The organism is Sphingomonas sp. PEI4 (assembly GCF_056679955.1).
On record NZ_JBWXPI010000004.1, the window covers coordinates 48,705 to 66,485 of the forward strand.

The following is a 17,781-nucleotide window of genomic DNA, read 5'->3' on the forward strand; positions in this document are numbered from 1 at the left end:
CATTGGTCACCCAGATCTGCCTCGCACCATGAGGACGCCGTCGAAGAGCTTGGCGACACGCTCGTTTGACGGAACGGCCAAGGCGGCGTTGATCGCGGCTTGGTTCAATCCATGCCGACCTACTGCGGGAGCGCCGTTAGTCGCAACCGCTCCTGCCATCGGCGCGGCGCCTGGCGCTGACGAGGCGGCATTGACGTCATCCGGGGCCTGCGTGGCCTCGATCACGCGGAGGCTGTTAGCAGCGACCGCCGGGTCGACGCGGATCTGGGGCATCTCGGGGGCCGGTATCTTGGTCCGCGCCGAGAGCTTCTTCTCGGCATAGTAGCGGACCTTCTTTCCATAGGTCGCGTACATGCCTCGCCGGAAAACGATCAGATCGTCCTCCGGCAGCAACTCGACTTCCTGAGGGAGCATCAGCGGCCGGCGCTGATCGGAGTCCGAGGTGGAGCCGCCGCCGCCACCCCACGTTCCCATCGAGCGCGAGCGAGCCTTGAACGTGTAGCTGCCGAGCTGGTCCGAAATCTTCTTCGCTTCGGCCAAACCGGCCGGACGAAGCACGAGCCGCACCGCGCAGTTCCGCTCGATGTCGGCCGCCACCTTGTCCCCATAGACGCCCTGGATCTGTTCGAGCGACTGGAATGCCGGCAGCATCCGCAACCCGTAGCCGGCGACATAGCTGAAGGCGTTCGCGAGCACGGTGCATTTGCCGAGGCTCGCGAACTCGTCCAGGGCTAGCAGCACCTTGATCTGATGCTTGTCGCCCTTCGGCAGCTCGCGGACGTTGCGGTCGATGAGTTGCTGGAAGAGCAGGCCGTAGATCGGCGCAACCCGCTCCAGGTCATCCGGCGACACGCCGAGATAGAGCGAGATCCGCTTGTCCCGAAAGTCACTGAGATCGAAATCACTCTCTGAGGTCGCCGCATCGACATATGGGTTCAGCCAGCCGTTGATCTTGGACGTAACCGACTGGCGCAATCCAGAGAATGTGTTCGCCGACGAGCCGGTATAATCCTTGATCGCCGATACGCACCCTTCCGACAGGGGCTTACCGGCCTTCTTACGATCGGCGATGATCTTCGGGAAACGCCGCTGGGCGTCGCTGGCCGCGAACTGGCGGTACACCTCGCCGAGCGTAAAGGGGAGGGCGTCCTCCCCATCGTCGACGGTTGCCGCGATATATGCGGTGATGCCGAGGAAAGCGGTTCGCGCGCCCTCGGCCCAGAACTTCTCGCCCGTGAGCGGATCGGGATAGAGCATTGCCGCGATCTTCTGAAGCTCGTTGATGACCTCCACCGGATCATGCCGGTTGATGTAGCTCAGCGGGTTCCACCGCACGGTGCGGCCCGTGGGATCGAGCGGGTTGAAGAGCAGCACCTGCTGCCCGAGCACCTTCAGCCGATACCCCGCCGTATTGTCGTAATTTTCCTGCTTGATGTCGAGCACCACGAGAGAATCGAGCCAGTCGAGCAAGTTCGGGATGATGACGCCCACCCCCTTGCCGGCGCGCGTTGGGGCTTCCAGCATCACATGCTCGGGTCCGCCAAAGCGCATCACCTTGCCGCCGAACTTGCCCAGCACGATGCCGGCCGAGGCGAGCATCTTGCCGTTGCGGACCTCGCCGACTCGTGCGAAGCGCGCCTCGCCGTGGAGCTTCTGCCGTTTGAACAGCGTGGAGAGAATGGTGATGACCGTCAGGACGAGGCCGATCCCGACGCCGATCAGGAACGGCTGATAGACGATCGGATAGCCCTTCAGCGCCCACAGCGCGGCCGGCACCTTAATCCAGGGCGTATGCGCGTTGAGGAGGTGGGCACGCCACAGGACGGCGAGGGCGCCGATCGTGGCGCTCAGCGCCAGGCCGATGATGCCGAGGAACGCGATCGCGCCCGGCTGCGACCCTTCGTCGCTTCGCACCCATTTTCCGTTCATGCCGATACCCCCTTCAGTCGGTCGGCTTGCTCGCCGGATCGAACCATACTTCGGTCATGCGATAGCGCGCCGGCTGGCCCTCGCCGGGTGGCAGGCGGTGCATCTGCACGACGATATCGACCAGCGAGCGCAGCAGCGCCCGGATGTCGTGGCGGTCGAGATCGTTGCCGCCCTCCGATTCCTTCACCAGCAGCGTCAGCTGCTCGAGCGCGCCCTCCGCCGTGTTTGCGTGGACCGTGGTGATCGAACCGGGATGACCGCTGTTGACGTTGCGCAGGTAGAAGAAGGCGGTGCCGTCCCGCAGCTCCTGCAGAAGGATGCGATCGGGCCGCATCCGCAGCGCCGATTCCAGCAACTCCTTGGCGCCCGCCTTCTGGAGGCTCTTCCCATCCTTGGCGTACATCATGTGGACGTGGTTGCGCTGGGGTACAACGAGCTCGCGCGTGTCCTCGATCGTCAGGATCCGCTCATAGTCCGGGATCAGCTTGATGAGACCCTTAGAGAAGCTCGTCTTGCCGGAGCCCGTCGCGCCGGAAATGAGGATGTTCTTGCGGGCTTCGACCGCCAGCTTGAAGAAGGCGCGCCAGTCGCCCGCCTCGCGCAGTCGCAGCAGATCGGGGTCGACCTCCTCGTACAGGCCGTGCGCGCGGACCTCGCTGAACAAGCCGGCACGCTCGAAATCGTCGATGTTCATCGTCACGCCCGACGCTTTGCGGATCGTGATCGAGATGAAGCCTTGCTCGACCGCCGGGGGGACGACGACCTGCGCGCGCTCGCCGCCCGGCAAGACCGAGGAGCAGATCGGATATTCGGAGTTGATGTCCTGCTTGGTCAGCCCCGCGATCAGCTTCGCCAGCGTCATGAGGGCCGCATTGTCGAGTGCGGGCTCCTCATGCCACTCCCAGCCGTTCCGTGTTTCGAGGCCAATCATCCCCGGCTCATTGATGACCAGTTCGGTCACATCGTCGCGCAGAAGGTGCCGTCGGATCGGTTCGGCATTATGCTCGTAGATCAGCGAGGTCGGACTGGATGCCACGGCCTTAACGCCTCAATCCTACGTCATAGACCGAGCGGAAATCGAAGTCCTTGGCGACGAAGATCGCAGCGGTGTCGCCCTGGTTCTTTTTCAGGATCGGTTTGATGTTCATGGTCTGCTGCAGGACGGTCTGCCCGGTTTGCCCGGGAACCTGCGTGGTGTTGCTCCCCTCATTGGCAACCGCCCGACCGGCAATCTGCGAGGCATCCTCCAGCACCGAGATGACGAGCCCGACGCCAAAACGTGCCCAGAACTGGGTATCGACGCCGCCTGGCAACCCGGCCCGACCAAGGCTATCCGCTGCCGGCGACCCGAGGTCGATCGCGACGCCACGCGGCGTCAGGGCGCGCGTCCACAGTACGAACAGGCGCGCTTGCCCCTGCGTGATGCCGCCGGAATATTGCCCGAGGACCTTGGTCCCCTTGTCGAGCAGGACGATGCGGCCGTTCTCGGAATAGACGTCGTGATTAATGACGCAGGACACGAAGCCGGCCTGCGTCGAGTTGATCGCCGTTTGGAGCGTGCAGGGAATGACCGTGCCGGCACTCAGCAGAAGGTTGCGGTCCGCGACCATCGTTGCCCGGACCGTCTGGATCGCGGCATGGCCGAGCTGATCGCTGAAGTCGGTCGAGCCCTTGCCCGCCTCGGCCGGACTGTCTTCACCCGGCGCTCCGAAGCCACTGGCACCGAGGCCCCGCCGTGCGACAGTGGATTGGCCGCCGCGCGTCCGGTCGTCGAGGTCCGTGCCCTGTTGGGCGTCGGCACCGGCGGAGGCGGGAAGGGCGGCCGAGGCCAGCCCGGTGTTGCCAAAGGCCATGATCGGCGACCGCCGCGCCGCATCGGCCATGGCGCGTGCCTGCTCGGCACGTCGCTGCTCGGGAGATTGCTGTCCGTTCGCCGTTGGGGAGGTTGTCCCGCTCGTTGCCGGCACCGGATTGCCGTTGGCATCCGCGACCTGCGGCCCCGGGGCTGCGGCGATCGGCCGCCCGAAGATGTCGGTTTGCGCCGCGCCGGGCTGGCCGAGCTGACCCGCGAGCGCCGCTCGCTGCGCGTTCGGCGATCCCATCACGTCGTCGACGGCACGGTCACTGGCCTTAGCGGGCTGCGCGGCAGCCGCGGTACTGGCCGATTGGTGAAACGCGCCATAGCCTATCACGATGCCGCCTATGGCACCGAGCAGGCCGATCCCCGCACCGATGAAGGCGAGGTTGCCCCACCCGCCGCTACGCGTGACCGGGCTATCCACCTCGCCTGGTGGAACGGTGTCGGCAGCGACATCGCCCCCGCGGTCAATGACGGTCCCGACCATGTTACTGCCCCTTCACTTTGCGTTCGACGACATTGGAGACGGTGCCCGTTCGATCGCCGCGATCGTTGCGCAGCGACGCCTCGTTGTAGATGCACAGCACCGTCGCCCCGCGCCGGAGGCGCAGCTGCCGGTAGACCGCATGGATCACGACGAAATCCTCGCGGACATCGTAGGGGACGATCGTCTCGGTCCCGTCGACATCGACCGCGAAGATCGAGGGAATGTCGGCGTGGCCGGGATAGCGCAGCACGGTGAACTCGCCGTTGTCCGAGATTTCGGTGGGTTGCAGCGCGCTGTCACCCTGCACGGTGTAATTCATATTCCGGGTGCCCTCGATCACGGCATGGTCGAGCGCGGCGGTGGTGATGGTCGTCTCGATCGCCTTGGCAGCCTGGCGCTGGGCAAGCTGCACCTGTAACGCCGCCATCGCCCGTTCCTCGCGCGGATAGCGGAACCGTACGCCGTACATCGTGGCGCCCGTCCCTAGTGCGAGGTTGAAATGATAGGTGCGCGGCACGCCGCCCGCGTTGGTGACGACGATCAGGTTGGTGCCTCCAGCCCTCTCGCGGGGTTTGAGAAAGACGATATTGCCTACAGGCGCGATCTGCCAGGAGACGGTATCGCCCAGGGCGGCCTGCGTTACCGTTTCGCCGGGCCCGAACTGGATCTCGATCGCGTGCCGGAAACTGCCGACGATCGTCACCACTTGATCCGGATCGTAGTTGACGTTGCGAACGCGGGCGTCCTTGGCCCCGGGGACGGGAGTCTCCGAGGCGAACGCGGGTTGCGGCGCGAGCGTGACTGCCGCGGCACCCAGAATTGAGAACGCGACGAGGCGGTGCCACACCGCCCCAACCCCGCGCCAGAACCGGTTCCTGGCGCCATCCTCTGTCAACACCAACTCCGTCGCCAGCGGTGACAGGCGGAGAATCAGCTTTTTGCGGAGCGCGGGCATGAAGGGGACGGCAACACGGTCGCCATTGTCCGACGTATTTGGCTGATCGCTCATGTCACGCCTCCGGATCAGAACGATAATTCACGACCTGGAAGCCGAGCGGATTGATATTCCGATCCTTCTCATGCTCCGGCGCTGTCGTGTATCTGAAGGTCAGTATCGCGTTCCAATTTTGCGCGATCGGCGTGTTCTGCCCGAAGGTGATGATCTTCGTGAAGCGAACCTGTGCCACGGTAGGACTGAGGAAACTGATCGTCCGGATCGAGATCGAGACGAAGCCCTTGTCGCCGTAAATGTTGGACGGCGCGTTCTTGTTGTTGGCCTGAACGCTGTTCAGGTAACGAGCGCTCTCGGCGGAATCGCTGGTAAGCATGACCGTATAGGCGTTCTCGCGCGCGGCATCGTTGAGCCAGCCTTCGCGCAACCGTACATATTGCGAGATGAAGTAGCGGTTGACCGCATCCTCATAGGTGCGCGGCTGCGGCCCTTTGAGCGCGGTCACGACCTGCGTCTCGCCCGAGCTCTTGTCGACCCTGATGACATAGGGCTCGACGGTCTTCAGCGGACTCAGCATCGCGACGGCCGCAACCGACGCCACAGCGAGCGTGCACGCACCTGCGGCGACACCCCAGGCGAGCCGCTTGGACTGGATCGCCGCACGCATACGATCGTATTCCCACGTCCTCGAGGTCTCGTAGTATTTCTCTTTATCTTCGGCCTTCACCGCGCCCATGGCGTCGATCCCTTCAGCAGGAGGAGTAGGTCGGCGCGACGTCCTGCGCGGACGTGCGTGGTGCCGATCGCGGGATATTCGTGGCCCCAGGTCCGATGGGGGCGGCAGGCGGACCTCCGGCACCGGGCGTAGGGGGCGGTGCGGGAAGAGGCGCCGGTGCTGACTCGCGTGATGGAGGAACCACCATCGACTGCCCTGCGCCCTGCTGTGACGCCGGCAGTGGCACCGGCAAGCTCGGCAGGATCGACCCGTAGAGGTTGGCGGGACGCCGGTGTTTGCCGTCGCACACCGAGACAGGTCTGATATGAGTCCCGGTGCAGCCGCCAAGAACAAGCGTGCCGATCGCCACGATGGTCAGCCTTTTCATACGGTCTCCGTTCGTAAGGTCCCGCGCCCGGCGGTTCTGTGTTTCATGGTTCTGGACTGGCAGCCGGCCTAATTGGACCGAGAGGCCGAGCCGCCCGTGCCGCTTCCTACTGCGGGGGGACGGTTCGCCTGCGTCGCGCGCCGGAACATGAGCCGGTTGGTCAACATGTTCGCCCCGGTCTGCAGGAAGCCATGGCCGCCAGAGGACGCACCCCCCGAGATGCCCGCGGCGATGGCCGGCGATTGAAAGAAGAAGATCGTGCCGACGATGTAGATCGCCGCACAGGCGATCGTCGCGACGAGCATTACGGCGGCTTTCAGAACGATGTAGCCGTTCTGCGCCATGACGAAGGACGAGCCGTCTTCGGGGATCGATCCCATGATGCCGTCCATCGCGGCTTCCTGGAGGCCGGTGATGAACTTGGTCATGATCGCCATGACGACCATCAGCAGGATGAAATTGACGGTCTGCTTCAGCCACCCGTCGAACAGCCAGCGGGAGGAGTTGAAAAGCAGACACGCCAGCGCAAGCGGCGCGAGCGCGACGCAGATCGCAACCGAAAGCTTGGCAAAAATGACGATGCAAAAGCCGATCGACGCCGATAGGAACGCGAAGATGTAGAGGACGGCGACGCACAGATAGGTGATCAGCGTGGCGCTGAGCTGAATCACGGGCGTGCGAAAGTCGGTGATGCCCTTCTGCTCTTGCGATTGAACTTTCAGGTTCGCGTTGACCAACTTTTCCGAGAGCTTGCCGGTATCGGAGACATAGGTATCGAAGGTCGTGCCCGGGTTGGTGACGGGCGTGCCCGATCCAGCCGCGATGATCTCGCTCGGCAAGTTGGTGACCACGTTCACCACAAACGCCGAATAGCCGACGGCACTGGCAGCCGCGAGGGCGAATCCGACCTTACCAGCCTGGAATACCAGTTCGCGCAAGGGGGCCTGGATAGCACCTCGCAGCACGGCGAAGCCGAGCAGCAGGAAGTAGATGATCGCCGCCAGGGCCAAAGGCGCTGCAACGAAACTGACGAGACCCGCCCCGAAGCTCGCAACCGAGGTCGCTATGGCGGTCTCCACATACGAATACATCGTCGTGAACAGCGTCATGATGTTGGGTGGGCCGGCAGCCATTGGGTGAGGTTCCGATCTTCGGCGATCAAAGCGCAGCGAGTAAATCTACTTCTTGCGGATCGTGTTCTGTTTGAAGAAGTCCGCCTCTTCGTTGCCGGCCTTGGTCTGGGCGACCGAGATGGTCGCGTCGCCGGTCGTCGCGCACATCTTGGCCTTCTGATCCGCAGGGAGATGGCTGTACTCCCCCGCATCGCACTTCGCTTGCCACTGCGAGAGGAGTTGAGGACTGGCGATCAGATCCTTGGCGGTAGGCACCACGACGTTCTGTTGGCATCCGCAGACGACGAGCAACGAGCAGAGCGATAGTATCTTGCGCATGATCACTTCCTGATCGTGTTGGCACTGAAGAAGGCTGCTTCATCGCGACCGGCCGCCACTTGCGCCGCACTGATCTGCATGTTCGCCTGACCGGCCTGCGCCATCTGGATCGCCTGCATCTTGAGCATATCGTTTTGAAGCTGTGCCTGTTCGACCGAGATCCGGGCTTGGAGGTCCATCACGTCCTTGGGATCCTTGGCATACGACAGTTGCTCGCGGAGCTGGTCGAGGCCTTGCATCCGGGTCTGGGCGATGCTGAGCGTATTCTCGCCCAGCGCGGCCGTGGCGGCCGATGAGCTGGTCGCATCCTTGAGCGCCTGGGTGTAGGCTAGGTCTGCGTCGGAGGACGACGTTGCCGGCAGCGCGTAACGAGACTGGATGCTCGATGCGAGCGAACCGAGCGAACCAATCTTCGACAGGTCGCCACTGAGCAACGTCGAGGCGTCGATCGTCGTGTTGGGCAGGATGTTGCGCACCTGCGCGTTGAGCAATTGCGGGGCGAGCGCGTTGACGTTGGTCAGCTTCTGAAGCGAGCTGAGCGTCGTCGTCGCTGTCTGGATCTGCTGCTCGCCCTGCTGGATCATTTTGATCGTGTTCTGGACCTGGGCGAGCGCTTGCACATAGGTAGAGGTGTCGAACACAGGGATGCCCTGTGCAGCGGCCGGCGACGCGAACGCGACGATCGCGACCGGCGCGGCTGCAACCATGATGATGCGCTTGAGCGACATGTCAGCTTCTCCTTTGGTTGGCATAGAAATGCGGCAGCCATGCCGCAGGATCGTTGCCCGCCAGGGCAATGGCCTCCTCCATGGCGACGAGGGTTTCCTCGCGGCCAGAAAGCACTTTCAGCTCATTGGGCATCCCGCCGAGATCGAGCTTCGCAACGATCGAGGTATGCCCTTGCTTGACCAGAAAGGTCCGGCTCTCCGGCGTCAGGTCTTCACGGATCAGCCGATACTCCGCATCCGTCAGGCCGAGCCCATCGCAATAATCCGATCGCTTGGCGTCCGAGTTTGGAAGCAAGATCTTGGTCGCGGTCTGCTCGATGATCGAGTGCGCGATCGGCGAGCGCAGCGCGTCGGCCGGGGACTGCGTGCCAAATACCATGAAGGCGTTGCGCTTACGGAAGGTCTTGAGACCGTCCTGCGCGAACGCCCGAAAGGCTTCGTCCTGAAGCGCCTTCCAGAACTCGTCGACGTCAACCACGACACGCCGCCCGTCCAGTAGCTCGTCGACGCGGTGGAAGAGGTACAATATCGTGGGAGTGCGGATCTCAGGGTTCTCCAGGAAGTCCGTCATGTCGAAGCCGATGAACCGCGCCGACATCGACACCTCGTCCTGTGGACCATCGAAAGCCCAGCCGAGCGGGCCGCCCAGACACCAGCGCTCCAGCCGCGCACCAATGCCCTCCGCATCGGCGTAGCCCAGCATCTCGCGCAACGCGCTGAACGAGCGCGACGGCGCCGGCAGCCGCATCACCGCCTCGATACCCTCGTCGATCAGTCGCTCTTCGGCGACGCTGAGCGGGCGGTTGTCCCGGCGTACCAGGACACGAATGAACTGCCGCAGAAAAGCAATGTCGTGCGGCGACGGGGTGAGACCCTTCAACGGCGCGAACCCGGTGGGCTCGCCGTCGCGCAGCGCCAGATAGGTGCCGCCACAAGCGCGGACGAAGATCTCGGCACCGCGATCCTTGTCAAAAAATACCTGCTTCGCACCGGTCTTTTCGAGCTGCGCTTGAAGGAAGTTCTGCAGCACTGTTTTGCCGCCACCCGTTGGCCCGATGATGAGCGTGTGGCCGATGTCGGCCCGGTGGAAGTTGAACCAGAAGGAGGAGCCCGCGCGCGTCTTGAGCAGCGTCACCGCCTCGCCCCAGTGGTTTCCCGACTTGCGACCCGCCGGGAAGGTGTAGAACGGGCTCAAGCCTGCGAAATTGCGCGTGTTGATGACCGCGGGGCGCGCGCGCATCCGAAAATTGCCGGGAAGCTGCGCCCAGAAGGCGGCCTCCAGCGCGACGTCCTCGCGCGCCATCACCATACCTGTATCGGCCGCTGCCGATCGTGCGATCGACAAGCGTTCCAGCAGCCGCTTCGGGTTCTCGTCGATTACCGCGATCGAGAGGTGATGCTCGCCCATGGCAAAGCGGTTCGCCATGAGATCGTCGACGCCGTCGAGCAGTTCCTCCGCCTGGCTGACGCCGGCATCGTCCGAAGAGACCATTTGCTTGTATTTTTTGGTGAACCGCTCGCTCGCGACCGACTTCACCAACGGCGCGAAACTCTGGGTCAGCACGAACGGGAAGTCGAGCGTGAGCAGGCTGTTGAACTGACCGGTCCGCGTGCTGGCGACATACTCGCGCACGCCGAACATTCCGAGGAAATGGGACGTGTGCGGAAGCCGGATCTCGGCCGCCTCGCGACCGAACACCACGCGTGAGGCATACAGGGCTTGGCCCAGCCTGCCGTCGAGCAGCGGCACGCGGATGCGGTCGCCGGTCAGGATGAAGTGAAGCACCTCCATCGGTCGTGAAAATAGAATACCGTTGTGCTCATACATCGAGAGCGGCTCCGGAACGACATCAGCAAGCAGCGTTTCGAAGTCGCGGCACTTGTCCGCCATGATCGTGAGCGCGCGATCGTCGATCTCGGCGTTCGCTTTTCGCTTGGAGAAAAGCCGCGTCACTTGCTCGCCGGCCATGCTCGACGGCCGGACGATGATCGTGACGTAGAACTCGTTGTGGTAGAGGACCTTCTCCTTCAGCGTGCCGGCGTATTTCTCCTGCAAGGTTCGCGCGAAGTCGGAGTGGAAGTCGCCGCCGAGAATGGGGTCTGTGGCTGTCCGCACGAGATGGGTCCACAACGCAACGCGATCGTCACCGATCGAGCGCCACGCGATGTTGAGCTTGTTATGCCAGGTGTTGAGATCGCCGACGTCGCTGGTCTCGAACGGCCGCCCATCGACGCGGTACATGCGCATGAGCGAGCCGTCCTCGAGCGCGACCAGCGTGTCGTCGACGTGCCGCGTGTAGGGAATGAACTTGATGTCATCCGTCTCGCGGACAGCGATCTTCTTATGCTTCAGCCTGAAATCAGTCATTGCCGAAATGCTTTCGCTTCACGCCTTTGGCGAGGCGGACGGGAGAGTAGCTCCCGCCCCCCCAGAACTTGCGGTTCTTGGATAGGAAGCCGGTCTGGAACCACAGGCCCCACAGCCGGAACGCATTGAAGTCGTAGTGACAGATCATGCGCGCCGGGAAGTAGAGCGCTCCGAACAAGGCCAGGGGGTAGAACGGATTGTGGAAAATCCCCCAAACCACCATGCAGACCATGATGATTGGCAGGATTGCCTCGAGCGGCAATCCCATGAACACCGACGGTCTGGTCAGGGCAAGGAACACCTTATCCTCGGCGAGCTTGTCTTCCATGCTACGCCGATCCGCCCATCCAGCCGACGATTGTCGCTGCCGAGAAGATGATGCCGATGCCGATCAGCACCGTGACCGCTTTCCCCCAATCCATCCGGCCGGTCAGCTTGGCATAGCCGACCGCCATGACGGCTATGACGCCGACAACGGACGCGACGGTGGTCATCCAGGTCCTGATCGTGCCGAGCCCGGTCTCGATCGACGTGCCGCTGCTCTGTGCAAGGACGGGCTGTGCGATCGAAATGAGGGCGAGCGCACCGGCAAAGCCGATGACCTGCCGCGCGCGGGCGTCGGACAACATCCGGCCCATGGATTGAGTGAACTTCATACGGGTCTCCATGGCTTGGGGTTTACCTCTCGAGATCGTGGGTGGGGCGGATCGGCTCGACCTGCCGAACAGGCGTCGGCTCGCGGACCGAAACATCCAGGCCGCGCCGCAGCACGTCCGAGATCATGTGGCGGCTCTCCAAGCTCGCGGACGTCATCCGTTCCGCGTCGCCATCGAACGCCGCACCAAGGTGCTGATCCATCGCCGCCTGCGCCTGTAGCGCGTTGGCGAGGCGCGGCTCGGCGGCAATACGCTCCGCCCCGCCATGAAGGAACAGTTCGGCCAGTTCGTCATTTTCGTGACGTCGCTCAGGCGCGGCCTGACGAAGGCGCTCCTCCCGAACGATATGGGGTTCCTGTTCGGGCTGTCGCTCGGGCGCAGCCGTCGCTTCGCCGGCCAGGCGGTCTTCGGGCGTGGCGGCGAGCGCGCCGCCGAGCGGCACGTTCGCACCGGCTTCGCGGGCGACTTCGTGCCGGTTGAGCCCGGAGCGGACGATGTAGATCGCATCGGCGACCTCGCCGTCCCACGCGCCGTCGCGCGCCATCTGGCGCAGACCGTCGGGTTCATAACCGGACCTTGAGAAGGCGTTGACCAGCGTCGGGCTTTCCAAGGCCCGCTCCAGCGCCCCGTTCAGCGCATCCCTGTTCAGATCGATACGTTCGGCCTGAACCTCCCTCCGCACGGGGTCCATGTCCTCGTTGACGGCCGCGTAGAGCGCCTTGCGATCCTGCGTGTGCACGCTCACCGTCAACAGGAGGCGCTTGTCTGCGTCGGACAATTCGGTGCTGCTTCCGCTTGGCAACGGCTGAGGCGCGCCGTTCCTCTCCGCGTCGGCCGACGGCGCGAGGACTGTCGCCTCCGTCGCCCCGACAGCCGCCGTCGGAGCGACGGGTTCGACAGTCGGCGCCGGCTTTTCCGCCACCTCACGGTCGCGTCGTGCAGCATCGGCGCGACGCAGCTCTTCCAATCGCGCCTGTTCGTCGAAGCTCGGCTCATAGCCGCGCACCGTCAGGCCTTCGCGCGACGCCGCCGTCCACACGGCCTGACGAAACTCAGGCGAACCTTCGACGTCGATGCCCTCCCAGCCATTGTGCTTGGCGATCGTGACCAGAGCCGAGACGGTCTCGGGATCCTCGTTTCGAGCAACGATGCGATCGCCGGCAATCTCGATCGACGGGTTCTCGCGATCCGTCGGCAGGAACATGCCGACGCGGCGCTCGCTGCCGTCGGACGGCTCGATGATCCGGACCTGATAACGTGTCGCCAGCTCAGGCGGGATCTGGAACGCAGCCTGTTCGGCTTGCGTTTGCGCATCGAGGCCGCCCCGCGCAACGCTGTTATCCGCGCTCATTTGAAGACCTGAACCGCGCTGGAATCGATCTGCCCCACCACCCAGCTAGCTTCGGCGATCCCTTGCTTTGCCGAGGCGGGCGTGGCGGTCGGCGCCGACGCCGACGCCGAGCCCGGGATGGGCGGGGGTGTATGGATCGTCCCCATGCCGCTCGCGGCCGACCAGACGCGACCGACATAGCCATTGTGGAAACCGCGCGTCAGCGTGCCGGTGTTGTAGAGCGAATAGGTCGCTGAGATCGCGTCCAGCCCCGTATAATGCTGGATCGCGAGGCCATATCCCGCCCGAAGGATCGAGGATGCGAGGCGCAGGTTCGTACAGGGGTCGAAGGCCTGTTCGACGGTAACGCCCAACCGCGCTAAATTGGCGGAGTTCACCTGAGCCAACCCGACATCGACCGTATAGCCGGCCGCCATGTACCGCCGCACCAGCGCGGCACCGTCGGCGATCGACGCGGCGCGGACACGCGGCCCCTTGTTGATATTGATCGCCAGATCGTCGCCGCCGCTTTCGGTCACGACCAGGGGAACAACCGCCTCGGTCGCGATCTCAGGCGCGCATTGCTGCGCGAGCATGGTGATCGCGGCGATGGCGTGGATCATTGCTGCGTCACCGTCTGGTAGCGGGTGTCGAGCGCGTACCGCGACGTTCCGCCATCGGCCTGCGTCACGGTCAGGTCGTAGCCGTGCTTGGCCTTTTTCATTTTGACGCCGACCCCGGTGCAGGTCGGGAACGAGCCGCCGATAGCGAGGGCGTTCCAGAGTTTCGTGATCGGCGGGACGCACTCGACATATTTCGTCGGCGAACCGGGTGTCGCAAGGCAGAGGACCACCTGACACCCCCAGTCCGACGCGTACGCGGGTTGTGGGGCCGCGACCGCCACGACGCCGGCCACGCACAGCGCGATGGCGCCAGTAGTGCCGCCCAGCTTGGTCGTCAGGTATCGGATCATGAGCCACCTCCATGAACTGCGCGCCACTCTTCGGTTGCGAACACGTCCCACTGCGCCGGTGCATTGGCGGCAAGCGCGAGGGCCGAGGCCGGCGCGGTCGGTGCGGGGGCCGCCTCAACTCCGGCGGGCGTCGGCGGGGACGGCGCGTCGCCTTGTGCGACGGTGATGATCCAGTCCTCGTCGCCTTCGATCGGTCGGGTCCGGTCGATGACCTGCCCGGGTCGCGCGAACGCGACATGCCAGTGGTTCGAGTGACCGCGATCCCCCGGCCCGAGCAGTTCGATGATCCGGATACCGCTCTGTGCCATGAGCGCGCGGATCTGCTCGCGGTCGATCGCGTGGACGCCGCCTGCGGGAACGAAATCGACCGCCTGGCCGAACTTGTGCCAGCTATACCGCGCGCCGAAGCTGGCGTTCATTGGGCGGATCGTATCGGTGATCCGCGAGCCAAAGGCGCGACGAACGAGGTCTGCGACGTTCGACACCGAGGGCGCGCCCACGGAGCCGATAGAAGACCGGTCGTCGTCGATATGCGAGAGCGCGCAGGCATCAAAAACCGTTGCCGGCGTGATACCGTAAGTCGCGAAATCACGGCCGCGGATCGCCAGCGGCCCCGCCTCGAAGTCCGCGCCCAACGCGAGCAGATCACGCACCGTCGCCTCTGCGTCAGCTGCGTTGACCGGCTGCCGAGCGAGGACCCCACCCGAACGAACGGAGATTGCGAGCGACGCGGGAGATGGCGTTCCGGCCACGGCTAGCCCGGCGGCACAGAGTTGAATTGCCTTCGCTAGGATACTCGCCGGAAGCACATCAATGCACCAATGCTGAATTGAACCCAAGCAGATGTCAGCGACTACAGGACATCGACACCAAAAGGTTAAACCCGAAGCAGCAGGCAAACAACAACACATCTGGAGCAATTCAATCGCGATTGTGGAGTGATACGGCGTAATCTATTGCGACGAAAGGCACGGTATTGCACCATGACCGTATGATATGTGTTTCAAACGGCTTTAGGCAATTATCAGCTAGGCCAGCTCTTAGCTGAGTCAGTTGTCGAGTGGTTTCGAGGTGACTGGAACGACGGTGGATATACGGGCCATGCGCTCTTGAAGCTGCAAGCTATATCGGGCGGATTGGCGCTCTTGATCGCCATCGGCTTCTGGTATCGGCCGTTCGACGACAAGCGGGCTGGGAAGCGAGGTGAGGTTTCGGCCTGCAGCGTCGCTGCGACGCATGACTTCTGCGACGCCGTTGCCGGCCTATCAACGGCGCTCCGCAATCCCGTCTTGCGGGTGGACCGAACCAGCATCCTGCCGCCCCGCGACACGCCAGGGGCCGTCGATCCCTTTATCACTCAGGCGAACATCGGCACGACGATTTGCCGACCCGGCTATGCCCGATCGGTCCGCCCCTCCTTCGCGGTTACCGCGCCCGTCAAACGGCGCTTGATGGACGCGCAGCATCCGGGCGAGTCCTTCGCCGATTACGAACTCGACCATCTGATCCCGATCTCGCTTGGCGGCGCGCCGCTCGACCTACGCGATCTGTGGCTCCAGCCCCGGCGCGGCCAGGCGAACGCGGCCGACAAGAATGCCTTGGCCTATGTCCTGTGGCGACTGGTTTGCGAGCGCCGCTTGCCACTTCGGACGGCGCAGCAGGCCATCCGGCGCGACTGGACGAAGGCCTACGACACATACGCGACGCCCGAGAATTTGGCGCGCTACCACTTTGCGCACCGGCAAGAGGAGCGCGACTAGGCTCGCACAGGCCCGCCGGATCCGACCCCAACATCAACCAAGGAGGAAATCATGCCACAGAATATTGCCGAGTTCCGGATCATCGGTCGCATCGGCAAAATCACGGCGCGCGAGAAGGTCACCTATGTGAGCGTCGCCGCCAATTATAACCGGCGCGACGGCGACGACTGGAAGACCGACACGCTGTGGAACAGCGTCGTGTGCTTCTCCAATATCGGACCCCAAGTCGAAGCAGCCGGGAAGGGCGATCTGGTGCATGTCACCGGCCGGGTCCGCGAGAGCAACCACGGCGAAGGCAACGAGGTTTCCTACCGCACCGAGCTGATCGCCGACACCTTCTCGATCCTGACCAAGGCCGAAGCCGAGCATAGCTGATTGGGGGTCGGAAGCGGGTTGGCGGCACGGCTCCACCTCCGCCGCGTTGCGGTCGAGCCAGCGTGGCCGTTCCAACCCGGTCGGGTGACGATCCTCGCTTGGTTGCCACCCGGACGAAAGAGATCGTCGCGCCGCGCGCGGCCCACCTTCTCATGCCGACCATCCAGAGTGGAGGATGCCGCCTGTGCCTTCGGTGATATTTTCCGGAGGCTAAAGTGACCGAAACCGACCAACTTCACAGGACATGGCCGATGACGAGACTACCGCTCGATGCCGAAATCCGAGCCAAGAACATCGTCGAACAGCTCGGCGGGGTGTGGCGCGGCACTCGCGGCGAATGCCGCTGCCCTGCCCATGACGATGGCTCACCCAGCCTGTCCGTCCGCCTCGGCGATTCGGCGATCCTCTTCCACTGTTTTGCCGGCTGTACAGCGCTCGAGGTGCTGAAGGCGCTTCAGCGCCAAAAGCTCCATGACCGTTCTGCGGTGGCAATGCCGGAGGGAAAACCAAAGCGCGACATGGGCGCGCTCGCCCTGCGTCTCTGGAATGCCAGCGTGCCGGTCGCGGGCACGCTCGCCGAAGCCTATCTCGTCGCCCGCGGCCTCTCCGCGCCCTATCCCAACGCCTTGCGCTTCAACCCGGCGACCATATTCGGCTCTGGTGCCGACAGACGCGTAATGCCCGCGATGATCGCCGCAGTCGAAAACGACCTCGGACTGGTTGCCGTCCAGCGGACCTTCCTCGATCCTGTCGACGTGCTGCGCAAGCCCATCCCAAAGCCGAAGGTTGCGCTCGGACTGCTCGGCACAGCAGCGATCCGTCTTGCGCCTGCGACCGAAGAGCTGGGCCTTGCCGAAGGGATCGAGGACGCCCGATCGGCGACGCAATGGTTCGGGACGCCGACATGGGCGCTGGGCGGTGTCGAACGGCTAGCCTTCGTCGCGATCCCGGAGAAGGTCCGCCGGGTGATCGTTTACGGTGACCGAGGCCGCGCTGCCGAACGCCTGCTCGAAAAAGCACGCGATCACCTGACAGCGAACGGGCGCGAGCTCATCAGCCGCGTGCCCGAGGATCATGACGACTGGAACGACGCCTGGCGCGCGCACCAGCGAAGCGCATGAAACCGCAACTGCGGCAGCTGAATTACGCGGATCATGGGCGTGTCAGCCAAGCCGCATCAACTGGGAAGGGTAGGGGGCGACGAGCCCCTTCAGATCGTCCCATGGTGCCGATAGCCAGTGATCATAGTCGTCGTCGTGAAGGACCACCGGCATCGCCTTTGGATGGATCGGCGCGACGATCGCATTCGGCTCGGTGGTCAAGAACCCATAGGCATTCCCGCGCTCGGTCGGTCGCCAGATTCCGGCAAAGGCAAAAATCGGGCGGCTAGGCACGTCGAACCAGTGCAGCGGCTTCTTTCCGTCCTCGCCAGGCGCGATCCCGAACTCGGAGAACGCCGTCACCGGCACCAGGCAACGACGCCCCGGCGTCGTCAGCATCGACCGCCAGAAGCTCGAACTGAGATTGCGCACGTTGGTCACGTACTTGGTGAGCTTGACCGCTGGATCGCGCTTGCTCGGCACCTGTGTCGGTACACCCCACTCCATCCGCTCGATCTTCCGGTCGGCGCCGTCCTGGATGACCACTTGGCCGTAGAACGGCGTCTTCTTGCCCGTCGGAAAGATGTCGGGGACCGGATACGTCTCGTCGGGCTCGTAAGGCGGGCGGATGCCGAATGTCGCCGCGATCTCCGCCTGCTTCGCGGTCAGCCTGTATCGATTGCACATCCGAGCACCCTTTCGGTGCCGGCA

19 protein-coding genes are annotated in these 17,781 nt (G+C 64.0%); 3 read left to right on the forward strand and 16 right to left on the reverse strand.

Features of this window, described 5'->3' with window-relative positions; translation table 11 throughout:
• Positions 1 to 6 precede the first annotated feature (6 nt).
• From AC1MLZ_RS22525 to AC1MLZ_RS22595, 15 genes are all read right to left on the reverse strand, one after another.
• Positions 7 to 1,929 (reverse strand): type IV secretory system conjugative DNA transfer family protein, encoded by a 1,923-nt coding sequence (locus AC1MLZ_RS22525; protein WP_183937156.1) that lies wholly within the window; start codon positions 1,927 to 1,929, stop codon positions 7 to 9.
• Between the two features lie 13 nt (positions 1,930 to 1,942).
• A complete protein-coding gene (virB11, locus tag AC1MLZ_RS22530) occupies positions 1,943 to 2,965 on the reverse strand; it encodes a P-type DNA transfer ATPase VirB11 (RefSeq protein WP_262827099.1) in 1,023 nt (340 codons plus the stop codon).
• Between the two features lie 4 nt (positions 2,966 to 2,969).
• Positions 2,970 to 4,274, reverse strand: coding sequence for a type IV secretion system protein VirB10 (gene virB10 / locus AC1MLZ_RS22535; RefSeq protein WP_480962151.1), 1,305 nt, complete (start codon positions 4,272 to 4,274; stop codon positions 2,970 to 2,972).
• Between the two features lies 1 nt (position 4,275).
• Positions 4,276 to 5,283 (reverse strand): TrbG/VirB9 family P-type conjugative transfer protein, encoded by a 1,008-nt coding sequence (locus tag AC1MLZ_RS22540; RefSeq protein ID WP_480962152.1) that lies wholly within the window; start codon positions 5,281 to 5,283, stop codon positions 4,276 to 4,278.
• 1 nt (position 5,284) lies between these two features.
• Positions 5,285 to 5,962 carry a VirB8 family type IV secretion system protein gene (locus tag AC1MLZ_RS22545; RefSeq protein ID WP_480962153.1) on the reverse strand — a complete coding sequence of 226 codons (678 nt, stop codon included), beginning with the start codon at positions 5,960 to 5,962 and terminating at the stop codon, positions 5,285 to 5,287.
• A gap of 435 nt (positions 5,963 to 6,397) precedes the next feature.
• Positions 6,398 to 7,462 carry a type IV secretion system protein gene (locus AC1MLZ_RS22550; RefSeq protein ID WP_480962154.1) on the reverse strand — a complete coding sequence of 355 codons (1,065 nt, stop codon included), beginning with the start codon at positions 7,460 to 7,462 and terminating at the stop codon, positions 6,398 to 6,400.
• Positions 7,463 to 7,507: 45 nt separating this feature from the next.
• Positions 7,508 to 7,780, reverse strand: a complete 273-nt coding sequence (locus AC1MLZ_RS22555) for a hypothetical protein (protein WP_262827094.1) — start codon at positions 7,778 to 7,780, stop codon at positions 7,508 to 7,510.
• A gap of 2 nt (positions 7,781 to 7,782) precedes the next feature.
• The gene (locus AC1MLZ_RS22560) at positions 7,783 to 8,508 is read right to left on the reverse strand and encodes a TrbJ/VirB5 family protein (protein ID WP_262827093.1); all 726 of its coding nucleotides are present in this window, start codon (positions 8,506 to 8,508) and stop codon (positions 7,783 to 7,785) included.
• Position 8,509: 1 nt separating this feature from the next.
• Positions 8,510 to 10,876, reverse strand: a complete 2,367-nt coding sequence (locus AC1MLZ_RS22565; RefSeq protein WP_480962155.1) for a VirB4 family type IV secretion/conjugal transfer ATPase — start codon at positions 10,874 to 10,876, stop codon at positions 8,510 to 8,512.
• Complete coding sequence (locus tag AC1MLZ_RS22570) at positions 10,869 to 11,204, reverse strand: VirB3 family type IV secretion system protein (RefSeq protein WP_262827091.1); 336 nt, start codon at positions 11,202 to 11,204, stop codon at positions 10,869 to 10,871. The genes AC1MLZ_RS22565 and AC1MLZ_RS22570 overlap by 8 nt, the downstream gene beginning before the upstream one ends.
• A 1-nt stretch (position 11,205) precedes the next feature.
• A complete protein-coding gene (locus AC1MLZ_RS22575) occupies positions 11,206 to 11,532 on the reverse strand; it encodes a TrbC/VirB2 family protein (protein ID WP_262827090.1) in 327 nt (108 codons plus the stop codon).
• 22 nt (positions 11,533 to 11,554) lie between these two features.
• On the reverse strand, positions 11,555 to 12,883 hold the full coding sequence (locus tag AC1MLZ_RS22580) for an LPD7 domain-containing protein (protein WP_480962156.1): 1,329 nt from the start codon (positions 12,881 to 12,883) through the stop codon (positions 11,555 to 11,557).
• Positions 12,880 to 13,485 carry a lytic transglycosylase domain-containing protein gene (locus tag AC1MLZ_RS22585; RefSeq protein WP_480962157.1) on the reverse strand — a complete coding sequence of 202 codons (606 nt, stop codon included), beginning with the start codon at positions 13,483 to 13,485 and terminating at the stop codon, positions 12,880 to 12,882. Before AC1MLZ_RS22585 ends, AC1MLZ_RS22580 begins: the two co-directional genes overlap by 4 nt.
• Entirely contained in the window at positions 13,482 to 13,835 is a 354-nt protein-coding gene (locus tag AC1MLZ_RS22590) for a hypothetical protein (RefSeq protein WP_037533367.1), read from the reverse strand. Before AC1MLZ_RS22590 ends, AC1MLZ_RS22585 begins: the two co-directional genes overlap by 4 nt.
• Positions 13,832 to 14,488, reverse strand: a complete 657-nt coding sequence (locus tag AC1MLZ_RS22595; RefSeq protein WP_480962158.1) for a muramidase — start codon at positions 14,486 to 14,488, stop codon at positions 13,832 to 13,834. Before AC1MLZ_RS22595 ends, AC1MLZ_RS22590 begins: the two co-directional genes overlap by 4 nt.
• A gap of 492 nt (positions 14,489 to 14,980) precedes the next feature.
• Between AC1MLZ_RS22595 and AC1MLZ_RS22600 the strand changes: the two genes are divergently transcribed.
• The 3 genes from AC1MLZ_RS22600 (at position 14,981) to AC1MLZ_RS22610 (ending at position 17,091) form a co-directional block, all read left to right on the forward strand.
• Positions 14,981 to 15,595 carry a hypothetical protein gene (locus tag AC1MLZ_RS22600; RefSeq protein WP_480962159.1) on the forward strand — a complete coding sequence of 205 codons (615 nt, stop codon included), beginning with the start codon at positions 14,981 to 14,983 and terminating at the stop codon, positions 15,593 to 15,595.
• A 51-nt stretch (positions 15,596 to 15,646) separates the two neighbouring features.
• Positions 15,647 to 15,970: a single-stranded DNA-binding protein gene (locus AC1MLZ_RS22605; RefSeq protein ID WP_480962160.1), complete on the forward strand. Its 324-nt coding sequence runs from the start codon at positions 15,647 to 15,649 to the stop codon at positions 15,968 to 15,970.
• A gap of 251 nt (positions 15,971 to 16,221) precedes the next feature.
• Positions 16,222 to 17,091 (forward strand): DUF7146 domain-containing protein, encoded by an 870-nt coding sequence (locus tag AC1MLZ_RS22610; RefSeq protein ID WP_480962161.1) that lies wholly within the window; start codon positions 16,222 to 16,224, stop codon positions 17,089 to 17,091.
• Positions 17,092 to 17,133: 42 nt separating this feature from the next.
• On the opposite strand, the gene AC1MLZ_RS22615 is transcribed toward AC1MLZ_RS22610, so the two are convergent.
• Positions 17,134 to 17,757, reverse strand: a complete 624-nt coding sequence (locus AC1MLZ_RS22615; RefSeq protein ID WP_262827082.1) for an SOS response-associated peptidase — start codon at positions 17,755 to 17,757, stop codon at positions 17,134 to 17,136.
• Positions 17,758 to 17,781: the final 24 nt, after the last annotated feature.

Coding starts and splice junctions, on each gene's coding strand:
- AC1MLZ_RS22525 (WP_183937156.1), bottom strand. CDS start 1,929: ATGAACGGAAAATGGGTGCGAAGCGACGAAGGGTCGCAGCCGGGCGCG.
- virB10 (WP_480962151.1), bottom strand. CDS start 4,274: ATGGTCGGGACCGTCATTGACCGCGGGGGCGATGTCGCTGCCGACACC.
- AC1MLZ_RS22540 (WP_480962152.1), bottom strand. CDS start 5,283: ATGAGCGATCAGCCAAATACGTCGGACAATGGCGACCGTGTTGCCGTC.
- AC1MLZ_RS22545 (WP_480962153.1), bottom strand. CDS start 5,962: ATGGGCGCGGTGAAGGCCGAAGATAAAGAGAAATACTACGAGACCTCG.
- AC1MLZ_RS22550 (WP_480962154.1), bottom strand. CDS start 7,462: ATGGCTGCCGGCCCACCCAACATCATGACGCTGTTCACGACGATGTAT.
- AC1MLZ_RS22555 (WP_262827094.1), bottom strand. CDS start 7,780: ATGCGCAAGATACTATCGCTCTGCTCGTTGCTCGTCGTCTGCGGATGC.
- AC1MLZ_RS22560 (WP_262827093.1), bottom strand. CDS start 8,508: ATGTCGCTCAAGCGCATCATCATGGTTGCAGCCGCGCCGGTCGCGATC.
- AC1MLZ_RS22565 (WP_480962155.1), bottom strand. CDS start 10,876: ATGACTGATTTCAGGCTGAAGCATAAGAAGATCGCTGTCCGCGAGACG.
- AC1MLZ_RS22570 (WP_262827091.1), bottom strand. CDS start 11,204: ATGGAAGACAAGCTCGCCGAGGATAAGGTGTTCCTTGCCCTGACCAGA.
- AC1MLZ_RS22575 (WP_262827090.1), bottom strand. CDS start 11,532: ATGAAGTTCACTCAATCCATGGGCCGGATGTTGTCCGACGCCCGCGCG.
- AC1MLZ_RS22580 (WP_480962156.1), bottom strand. CDS start 12,883: ATGAGCGCGGATAACAGCGTTGCGCGGGGCGGCCTCGATGCGCAAACG.
- AC1MLZ_RS22585 (WP_480962157.1), bottom strand. CDS start 13,485: ATGATCCACGCCATCGCCGCGATCACCATGCTCGCGCAGCAATGCGCG.
- AC1MLZ_RS22590 (WP_037533367.1), bottom strand. CDS start 13,835: ATGATCCGATACCTGACGACCAAGCTGGGCGGCACTACTGGCGCCATC.
- AC1MLZ_RS22605 (WP_480962160.1), top strand. CDS start 15,647: ATGCCACAGAATATTGCCGAGTTCCGGATCATCGGTCGCATCGGCAAA.
- AC1MLZ_RS22610 (WP_480962161.1), top strand. CDS start 16,222: ATGACGAGACTACCGCTCGATGCCGAAATCCGAGCCAAGAACATCGTC.
- AC1MLZ_RS22615 (WP_262827082.1), bottom strand. CDS start 17,757: ATGTGCAATCGATACAGGCTGACCGCGAAGCAGGCGGAGATCGCGGCG.